Raw genomic sequence first — 9224 nt, forward strand, 5'->3', positions numbered from 1 at the left:
CGGAACCTCGTCGGCAAACGATCTGGTGTGCCCGAAAGGGGCACCGATCGAAGACCAAGAATGAACGAAATCAGTCGTATAGGGATTTTTGGAAAAGGGATTGACGCCCGCGCGACTAGAGACCCGATCGCAAAGGTCGAAGAGTGGTGCCATGTCGCGGCACCTACCAAGCTATGACGGGTTTCCACGCCCGGAAGCAGCGCGTGACTGCTTCGCTCGCGAGTCTAGGCGATCACACGGCGCGGTGCAAACATTCAGAGTAGAAAGTCCAAATGAATTCAGTCCGAAGATGCTGAAAGTGGTTCCGCCGATAGGCACCCGGCGATATGGCTGGATTTCGCGAAGAGGGAAACGAACAGCGGGTTGTGCTGCGCCGAGGGAGAGTAAACGCCATGGATGAGACCACGGAAACAATGACGATTTCCAACCGCAGCGATTTCGCCCTTTGGGCCATCGAGCGGGCGAAGGCGATTGTCGCCGAAGAGGGCGGCAACCTTGCGATCGCCACCCGAGACAAGGGCGACGATGAGGTCGCCGCCTCGGCCAATGCGCTCGGCCAGGCCATCGTCAACGCCCTTCTGGAAGTCTTCGACGGCTTGATGGACGAATAGGAACGCGCCTACCGTTCGGCCCCGTCCCGATCATTGCCGCGCTGGCGTTCCTGTTCCGCCTGCCGCAGGATCTGCTGGCGCTGCTCGTCCTGGGCAACCTTCGACGCACCGGCCTGCTCCCGCGCCGCGCGGGACGCACGGCCGGCGGCAATTGCCTGCTGCTGGGCGGCAATCGCGGGATCGACGGTTGCCGGCGCTGGCCGGTCCTGAATACGCGCCTCGTCGACACGCGCCGCCGGCGGCGTATCCCCCGCCCCCGCGGTATCGTTGACCGAGCGCATCTGCTGCATCTGGATGTCGCGGCGCTGCTCTTCAAACAGCGCCGAAATCTCCTTGCGCATCTCCTCGACGGCCTGACGTTCTGCGCTGCTGTCGACCATCGTCTCAAGGCGGTCCATGGACTTGTTCGCCCGCGAGACGCGCTCGTCGAACTGTTCCAACGATAGGGGCATGGCCTTTTCCTTCTGCTGTTGAATGGTGGCGATCAGAGTCTTGAACTCCGCCAATGGCTCGTCCGGCGGCGCAGCGGACCGCTCGGCCACGGCATCGAATTTCTTCTGCAGCCAGGGTGACGGCGCACCATGCTTGGCGGAGCCGGCCGCCTCGATGACGACCGCGGCGCGCAACCCATGCGCCAGCAACCGCGCCTGGAAATCTCGGGCAACGGATCGCGTCTCGGAACCGGGGCCAAACTCGTCGTTTTGCTTCGCCAGCTCGCGCTCGATTTTGCTGACGCTCGCGGTCGTGGGCGCCAGAACCTGGACGGACTTCCCCTCGGCGGAAATCAATTTGGCCTCGACGCCGATTGCGCCCTCGACGATCACCGCCATCGTCTCGCGCTCCATGGCTTGTTCTATCTCCAACCGGAGAAGGACGAAGCCGCTGGCCCGAGCAGCGGAATGCGGTGCTTGAGCAGTGGCCGCGGCTGCGAACCGGTCGGCCGCCGCAACCACGGAAGACTCCGCGCCGGCCCGCTGCAGGGCGCTCGCGGTCGTCTGCCATTTCGGGGCAAGAGCGAGATTGCCATTGGTGAGCGAGACACGGTCGATGACGCCGGCGCGTTTTCGCTCGACGCGACTGGCGACAGCCGGCGTCTTGAGATAGCGAGGATCCTGTCTGCCGCGTTCATAGGCGCCGGCCTGCGCCTGGCTATAGGGCCGCGTGGCGGCCACATCTGCGCGCCGGGTGGCGACCATGGCGATACCCCGCTCCCGCGCCTTCGCCGCGAAGCGTTCGCGCCATTCATATAGCTCCGGTTTGGTCAGCCGCAGCGCCTTGCCGACGTCGTCACGCGCCGAGATCATCGCATGGACATGAACATGGCCGGTTTCCGGGTGATGCGCCGTGATCCAGCGGTGGCCACCAACCTGCTCGCTGAGGAAATCCCGAACGGCGCGGGTCATCGCCTCCGCATCGGTCCCGGCCCGCGCCGAGAAGATGACGTGGAAAGCGTTGCGCGGCTCGACCGTGCGAATGAGCGAGGACCAGGCCCGCCAGATGCCATCAGCCTTGTCCTTGACGCTGGAGCCGGACTTGACCGGATCGCCTTCGCTGGTGGTGATGGCCTTCTCCGTGCGCAGGAACTTCTCGAGGAAGTAGCGGCCGGATTTTTCAGAAACGGCCGCGCCGAGAACGCGGACCTCGGCCGAGACGCCGGCGTCGGCCAGCCGGCGAGCAAAGTCTGCCTCCGCATTTTCGACGACGCGCGCCGGCCCCTCGCCCTTCTCGCGGGCCTTCAGCGCCGTGGCGATCCGCTTGGCCGGCAGATCGGTCACCGCGAAAACGGAAACCTGTCCGTCGGCATGCCGGGAGTAAAGGAAGGGTTTCGAGCTGAAGGCGGCGTTCAGCGAGTCGTGAAGGGCGGCATCATCGACGTCATCGGCAAGCTTCATGGAGAAGGTAGACAGCGCGTTGACCGCATAAGCCTCGCGGAAATCAGCAGTCCATTCGGCCAGCGCCGCCGCCCGGTCCTCCCGACTGGAAATCGCAACGCCGTCCTGATTACAAATCGAGATATCGACCTTGCCCTTCTCGCCGTTTTCCTTTTCGACCTCCCGCGTGGCGAGATAGGTCATCAGGCCGGCGGCCGACGCCCGGCTGGACACGGTTGACGTCACCTTGATCACGACCGGCTGTGCGCCGGCGGCAATTGCCGCCCGGCTCGCCGTTTCTGCCGACGTCCGACCCATCGCCACCCGTCGCGGAACTATTGGCCGAGTCGCGCGCGGGGTGGCCGCAGCGGAACCGCCGCCCCCTCCCCCGCCGGCCGACGCCCTCGGCTCTTCTTCCTCATCGCGATCTCGGCCGGCACCCAGCGCACCAACCAGCGCAATGACGCCCTGTTGCGACGCCGCCGGCGCCTGGAGGATGGATGCGATGGTCGGCTCGCTCGAAGTAATAGAAGCCCCGGTCGCCGCTTTCTTTGCGATCCCTGTGGGAACAAATCGTCGTGTCGGTTCCCCGGCCGACAGAGCGACGCCACTAGCGCGCCGCCGGCGCAGCTCCTCTTCCTCGTCTATCAGGGACGAGGCCCGGCGTGCGGAAAAAGCCTCGATCTCGCCGAGCAGCCCGGACCAGTCATGCGCCATGACCTGATCCCTTCCGCTCCTTGCGGCTGATACGGAGCATCAGGTCGACGTCGGCGCGCAGCCGAAACACGCCGTTGGCGAGCTTGCGCAGAGCGGCGTCGAGATGCGGTTCGTACCCGACCCGCCCTTCATTCATTGCCCTAACCGCCTGATTGAGATTGATGCCGATGCGTCGAAGTTCCTCATTCGTGCCACGCAGGGCATCGGCTTCGGCTGGTCCGACCGGGAGCGGCAGGCCCGCCTGCTCACGAAACAGCAGCCGGATGACGTCGCTTGCGGTCCGGCTTTCCCCGCAAAGTGCGGCAAGCGCCTGGCGCTCTTCCGGCTGCAGTCGGACCCTGACCACCTCGCTGCGCATGTCTTCCTTCCCGCTTGCCAGGTTGCCGGAGGCGACCCAGAGCGCCAGAGGCGCGAACCACTGCCCTGCCGAAGGCGGGCGATGTCGAGTTTGTACCACAAACTTGACTATCCTGCCACAATAATCTCAATTATACTTAATCTCATTCAGCAGCCCGACGTGCACGAACACTCTCATCATCGGCCCGCTCATGCGCCGCAGCAAACAGCAACCTGCAACGCTAACAATTGCCCGTTGTTAACGCTGTCATTGCCCGCGATATCGCAGGCAATTGCCAATTACCCATTAATCACCGACGGTTAATCGCGCTTCGATTGACCATTGTTAACGGGCAATTGCTCATTGCCCGTTACCCATTGCCCGTTGTCGACGGGCAATCATCAATCGTCAATCATCAATGGTGAACGAACAATGGGCAACGATTTCGTTGCGGAAAGAGGGTGAAGGTATTAATTATACTTTATGTCACTAAAGGAGCTATCATGATCGTCACTATCGCCAATCCCAAAGGCGGGACCGGAAAGACCACACTCGTTCGAGCGCTGTCTGGTACGGCCGCCCATGCCGGCAACGACGTGTTTCTGATCGACGCCGACAGCCGGGCAAACACAATGCGCTGGTTCACGATGTCGAAACAGATGAATGTCTGGCCGGACAGGCTGGAGGCGGAAAGCTGCCTCGATCCCAACCAGATTTACAAGATGGCGCTGCAACAGCAGGAGGAAGGCAAAATCGTCTTTGTCGACATCGAGGGCACGACGAACGAAAATCTGTTCGCCGGTCTCTACTGCGCCGACATCGTGCTGATCCCGCTGCAGACCACTCAGGACGATGTGGTCGCCGGCATGCAGCTCGCGCTCAACCATATTCCGGTGGTCGAGGAAGACCAGAAGCGCAAACTTCCGGCGATGATCGTCATCAACCAGCACGATCTCGTCACCGGCCGCGCCAAAGCCCACGAACCGCTTCGCGAAATCCTGCGGGAGAGCGGTGTTGCGCTCGCATCGCAGCCAATCGCGCGGCGGGCCTCCTATCAGTCGATCGGCGCCGCCGGGACGTTGCAGACCGTCGCAAAATCCGACCCGAAAGCGATCGCAGAGATGGAAACGCTCCTCGGCGAGCTGCTTACCCTCTACAGTTCGAGCTCTGCCGAGGCGAAGCAATGAGCGAGCCATCGGATAGCAAGAACCTCGTGCTCGGGCTGATCTCGACCGGTCGCGATCGACCTTCCGTGCGCGAAAAGCCCGCCACCTCCCCTCCCCCGGCAAGAACCGACGGCGATGACGACGGTGCGTCCTCAAAACCGTCCGGCGGCCGGACGCAGTTCCGCGACCTGGTTGCCAAAGGAGAAAGCCGCGATCCCATCGCCGGCAAGCGCTTCCGGGAGACCGAGAAGGTCACGACCGGCATCCATATCCGCGCCGAGGTCCACAAGAAGCTGAAGATCCTCGCCGCCATCGAGCGTCGCAAGTTCAACAGCTACATCGAGGAGGCCATCGACGACTATCTCGTGAAGATCGCCGACCGCATACCCGACATTTCCTGACACTGGCGGGAAGCAGGCGATCATGCGCTTCGCTTCTCGTCTCCGCTATTGGCCCTGAGCGCGGCCATAAGCATCGGCCCGAGGCCGAATTCGCCGCGTGCCGCCTTGCGCGTCAGATCGCGCAGATATCCGCCCGCCGATTTGATGTGCTCGGCCCGCTCAAGGATGCAGGCTATGGCAACCGCGGCGTTTTCGGGTCCCATCACCTCGCACGCCTCCTGATAGGCCGACGGGCTGACGTTCAGCATCGACCGAACTACGACGGCCGCCGCCATCAGCTCGCGCCAGGTCTCGATCCGGCCGCCAGAGGTGTAGTCGCCGATCTGGGGGCACGCTCTCAGCACCAACGGTAACGGGAATGCCTTCAGCGGTTCGCCGATCCGTTTCGGTTTCTGGCTCGGCATCTCGCCCTGCTCTTTTTCGGAGCTAGGTTCAAGTTCATGGAAGGATTCGGGATTTGAATTCTGTATGTGACGTCCATCATGGTGGTCATTGACGTCCGTTTTTTCTGCTTTTACCTGAATTTCCAATCGGTTGATGATTTCCTCGCGCAAAAGCTCCATTTCTTCGAGCACAGCGTCGACGTCTTCGCGCCGAGGCGTGCGCGGAAGACGAGCCATCAGGCCGATGAACATGACTTCGATCGTCGCCCAATCGCCGTCAGCACCCTCTTCCATGGCCGCGGTGATCAGCTTGCGGACGTCGCGCCGGCACAGGGACAGCGCTTCCTTGGCGCGCTTGAAGCGAAGACGCTCGGCGGCGACCTGCTGCGCCAGGTTCGCGAGTTCGGCCGCGCGAGCAAGCAGCGGCGCAAGGCTGAAGCCAAAGGCCGTCTCGATCTCCCCTCCCCTGCCCCGATGCGCATAACGCTTCCCGTTCGGGCTGTCGCGTCGTTCGATCAGGCCGGCGTCCACCAGCGCGGCGAGATGCCGACGCAATGTCGTGCCGGCGATTCCGTGGGCGCGCAGGGACAACTGGCTGTTCGACGGGAAGACAACGAGGCCGCCGTTTTCATCGCAAAGCTCGTCGCTCGGATAGAAGCTGAGCAGCGCCTGCAATACCGTGATTGAACGATCCTGCAGGCCGAAGACGTCCTTCGTCTCGCCGACGTCGTTAAAGACTTTCCATTTGTTGACCGCCTTGCTCGGATTGCGATCGGCCGTTTCGAGTTGGCCTCTCACCAAGGCAAGCGTCATCGGCCGCCCGTGGGGCGTTGATACGCGTCCTATCTGCATTTCCATCACCTTTCAAAAGGCAAAAGAAATCTGCTCACCAAAACGGTGCCAAAGACTCTTGACAGCGATTCGTGGAAATGAGATTCTCAGGTTGCTTATATCCGAGAAGGGCTTCCACGACGGCGACGTTTTGGGGGCCTTTTTCTTTTGTTCGGTACGCTCCTGGTTGAGAGTGAATTGTCAGATGACAATCCGCTCAAAGAATTGAAACTCTAGCGTTTTTCGCTTTCGAAGAGTGACACAAGGTCCGCAAGTTTCTCCGAGAGAAAAATTGCAAATGGCTCAGATGTCACGGTGATCTTCGCCCCCCGCTTGTTTCGCTCAATGGATGCGAGTTGGAGACCCTTCCGGTCACGCAACACTTCGGCACGTGTACTTTGCTTTTCACGGCGATCCACCAGCACTTTCCACAGACGTTCAAACCGAGTGTTTGAATCAGCCGCAGCGAATGCCTCGGACGTAAGCTCCTTCGCTACACGCTTGGCCGCCTCCGTGTCCTTGAGGCCCTCCGCGAATGCCACCCACCTCGGTCTTCCCACTTTCGGCGCCGGGCCGATCGCCATAATGACGTCAGGTCGGACAGCTTCCGCGACCTGAAGGAGCCTCGACGTTTCTGGTTTATCGACAGAGAGTGCTTTTGCGATGGTGTCGCGGTCGAAGCCGAATTCGTCCATGCGTCGAGCGAACAATGCGCGCTCTATGAAGCTGAGATCAGCGCGCGGTCCGTTCTCCTGCCCCTGTGCGAGAATGAACTGCTCGTCGTCCATCTCTCGAACGACCGCCTTTACCTGGCGCCCAAGCATCGTCGCCACTCGCGTGCGCCGGTGACCGAAGACAGACTGATAGACATTGGGTTTTTTGGGATGCGGGCGCACCAGGATCGGCACCTGTTGACCCGCTTCGGTAATCGCGAGCTTCAGCTTCTCGAATTCGGGGTCGTTCTCGACTGGGATGCGATCCTGAATAAAGGAGGACTCGACCGAAGCCGGGTCCAGCTCGACTACCCTATCGCCAGCCGCGAGCGCGTCGCGCAGCTCTCTCGCCGCGTTTGCTTCATCATTGAGGCGCCCGAGCGAAAGATTCATCGCACGCACTGCTCCCGCTGGTTTTTGCGTCGGCGGAACGGCCTGCGTCTCACCTACCGGATGGCCCGCCGAAACCATGCTTTTCAGGATGTCACGACCCTTCATGCCCTACCCCACGCTTTGCGGATAAGTGTTTCAACTTCACTATTCACCCCGTCCATAGCCTCTACGCCCCGATCGTAGGTCTGGCGGTGCATCGTGTCGCGCCCGGCTTCATAGATCGTTTGCTTTGAAAGTCCGGCATCAGACACGGCCGTGGACTTCACCATCATCGATGTGAGAACTCGGTCCCCAAAGAGATTCCGAAGGAATGCGACTATCTGAGCCTGAGGTCCATCGTTTGGTTCGTGGCGAGTGATAAGATAGCGCATCCAATCGTAGTCGAGATTTCCGCCGTACTCTTTTACGACTGACAGGAGGTTGGAGGTCATTGAAAGGAACTGATTCATCGAAGCGATGTCGAGCATCTGCGGATGAACGGTTATCAGAACCGAAGTCGCCGCACAGAGGGCGGACAACGTCAAGAAACCGAGGGTCGGCGGGCAATCGACGATGACGACGTCATAGTCTTCCTGCAAGCTGCTTAGCGCATTGCCTACCCGCATAAAAAACATGTCGCTGTCTGATGCGTCTCTGGACGCAAGCGCACGCGGCGTATCGTGCTCAAACTCATGCAGTTCAAGGTTACCCGGGATCAAATCCAATCCTGCAAAGTAGGTCTGCCTCACGACCTCATTCACAGGTCGCCGTTCCCCATCATACCGGATCGCTCCATAGAGCGTTTCGTTGTCACCGACGTCAAATTCCGGCTGGAAACCCAGCATCGCGGACATGGACGCTTGAGGATCGAGATCGACGGCCAGTACACGATAGCCTCTCAGCGCGAGATACTGCGCAAGATGCGTTGCGGTAGTTGTTTTTCCAGAACCACCCTTAAAGTTTGTCACGGCAATTACCTGAAGGTGATCTCCTTCGCGGCGATTGGGCAAGTAGGCTGGTTTCGTCCTTCCCAGGATCTGTCGAATCCGGTTTACTTCTTCGAGCGAGAAGGTCAGGCGCCCTCCAGGAGTGCGCTCAGAGGTTACTTCGTCCTCCTGCGCAGCGACATGACGTACATAGCTGTCGGTGATACCAATCAGCTTCGCTGCTTCGGTGCTGCTGAAACGGCGCAAGGATTTTACAGCATTCGGAGAGAACAGCTTCTCAAAGAGAACCTGAAGTTGGCTACTGAGCGTTACCGAGTCATGCTGGATCGTCTCATCAATTGAGAACGCAGCGGCCCTGCTCTGAAGGTCCATAGTCGCGGCTTTGATCGCCATTCACGGAAATTCCAAAGATTTGTTGAAGTTTCCGCAAATGATCCCAGATCGGCCGTATGGGTCAAGCATTTTTTGGTTAACGCAAATTTACGACTGTGGCAAAGCCAATTTACCCTTATATTTCTGGTCCTTAGTGCCATTGTCAGCTGACAATCGCGGCCAGCTCGCCAAGCAGTTCTCGCACAGACGATCTCAAGACGAGAGAATCGGATGGTCAATCACGTGGCCGTTCCGCGGTCCTATGAGCGAGAAAATCGACGTTTTCGGCCTCGCACACACAGGCCGCCCTCGAAAATCACGACACTCCCCCAATCTACTTAGGACAAGCCCGTAATCCAACGAGACCCATCAGCCCCCGCGCGCTCGGGCCTATCTGCCCGGTAACTCAATCGCCACCTTGCGCGGATCCTCCAATACTCAGCTCCGAAGGGGAGAGGGAAAGGGGTTTGGGGAAAGGGAGGAGGGAACCGTCCCCTTTCCCC

Annotated in this window: 8 protein-coding genes; 3 read left to right on the plus strand and 5 right to left on the minus strand. The window is 60.3% G+C overall.

Translation table 11 applies throughout. The annotated features are described in order from the left end of the window. Nucleotides 1–392: 392 nt before the first annotated feature. Complete coding sequence (locus SPHINGO391_RS01840; RefSeq protein ID WP_023517369.1) at nucleotides 393–611, plus strand: hypothetical protein; 219 nt, start codon at nucleotides 393–395, stop codon at nucleotides 609–611. A gap of 8 nt (nucleotides 612–619) precedes the next feature. Here the strand turns inward: SPHINGO391_RS01840 and SPHINGO391_RS01845 are convergent, their stop codons facing one another. Next, the gene (locus SPHINGO391_RS01845; protein WP_024271575.1) at nucleotides 620–3199 is read right to left on the minus strand and encodes a relaxase/mobilization nuclease domain-containing protein; all 2580 of its coding nucleotides are present in this window, start codon (nucleotides 3197–3199) and stop codon (nucleotides 620–622) included. After that, nucleotides 3189–3656 carry a plasmid mobilization relaxosome protein MobC gene (locus SPHINGO391_RS01850; RefSeq protein WP_152007279.1) on the minus strand — a complete coding sequence of 156 codons (468 nt, stop codon included), beginning with the start codon at nucleotides 3654–3656 and terminating at the stop codon, nucleotides 3189–3191. Before SPHINGO391_RS01850 ends, SPHINGO391_RS01845 begins: the two co-directional genes overlap by 11 nt. A 383-nt stretch (nucleotides 3657–4039) precedes the next feature. Between SPHINGO391_RS01850 and SPHINGO391_RS01855 the strand changes: the two genes are divergently transcribed. Further along, the gene (locus SPHINGO391_RS01855) at nucleotides 4040–4723 is read left to right on the plus strand and encodes a ParA family protein (protein WP_023517305.1); all 684 of its coding nucleotides are present in this window, start codon (nucleotides 4040–4042) and stop codon (nucleotides 4721–4723) included. Then, nucleotides 4720–5103: a hypothetical protein gene (locus SPHINGO391_RS01860; RefSeq protein WP_023517306.1), complete on the plus strand. Its 384-nt coding sequence runs from the start codon at nucleotides 4720–4722 to the stop codon at nucleotides 5101–5103. The genes SPHINGO391_RS01855 and SPHINGO391_RS01860 overlap by 4 nt, the downstream gene beginning before the upstream one ends. Nucleotides 5104–5123: 20 nt before the next feature. Here the strand turns inward: SPHINGO391_RS01860 and repC are convergent, their stop codons facing one another. From repC to repA, 3 genes are all read right to left on the minus strand, one after another. Further along, nucleotides 5124–6338, minus strand: a complete 1215-nt coding sequence (gene repC, locus SPHINGO391_RS01865; protein ID WP_023517307.1) for a plasmid replication protein RepC — start codon at nucleotides 6336–6338, stop codon at nucleotides 5124–5126. 212 nt (nucleotides 6339–6550) lie between these two features. After that, entirely contained in the window at nucleotides 6551–7528 is a 978-nt protein-coding gene (repB, locus tag SPHINGO391_RS01870; RefSeq protein ID WP_023517308.1) for a plasmid partitioning protein RepB, read from the minus strand. Next, nucleotides 7525–8742: a plasmid partitioning protein RepA gene (gene repA, locus SPHINGO391_RS01875; protein WP_024271574.1), complete on the minus strand. Its 1218-nt coding sequence runs from the start codon at nucleotides 8740–8742 to the stop codon at nucleotides 7525–7527. Before repA ends, repB begins: the two co-directional genes overlap by 4 nt. Between the last annotated feature and the right edge of the window lie 482 nt (nucleotides 8743–9224).

Source organism: Hoeflea sp. EC-HK425, assembly GCF_902498795.1.
Classification (GTDB): domain Bacteria; phylum Pseudomonadota; class Alphaproteobacteria; order Rhizobiales; family Rhizobiaceae; genus Hoeflea; species Hoeflea alexandrii.

What these genes read in the sequence shown, in the direction of transcription:
- SPHINGO391_RS01840 (WP_023517369.1), top strand. Translation starts at nt 393, where the DNA reads ATGGATGAGACCACGGAAACAATGACGATTTCCAACCGCAGCGATTTC.
- SPHINGO391_RS01845 (WP_024271575.1), bottom strand. Translation starts at nt 3,199, where the DNA reads ATGGCGCATGACTGGTCCGGGCTGCTCGGCGAGATCGAGGCTTTTTCC.
- SPHINGO391_RS01855 (WP_023517305.1), top strand. Translation starts at nt 4,040, where the DNA reads ATGATCGTCACTATCGCCAATCCCAAAGGCGGGACCGGAAAGACCACA.
- SPHINGO391_RS01860 (WP_023517306.1), top strand. Translation starts at nt 4,720, where the DNA reads ATGAGCGAGCCATCGGATAGCAAGAACCTCGTGCTCGGGCTGATCTCG.
- repC (WP_023517307.1), bottom strand. Translation starts at nt 6,338, where the DNA reads ATGCAGATAGGACGCGTATCAACGCCCCACGGGCGGCCGATGACGCTT.
- repB (WP_023517308.1), bottom strand. Translation starts at nt 7,528, where the DNA reads ATGAAGGGTCGTGACATCCTGAAAAGCATGGTTTCGGCGGGCCATCCG.
- repA (WP_024271574.1), bottom strand. Translation starts at nt 8,742, where the DNA reads ATGGCGATCAAAGCCGCGACTATGGACCTTCAGAGCAGGGCCGCTGCG.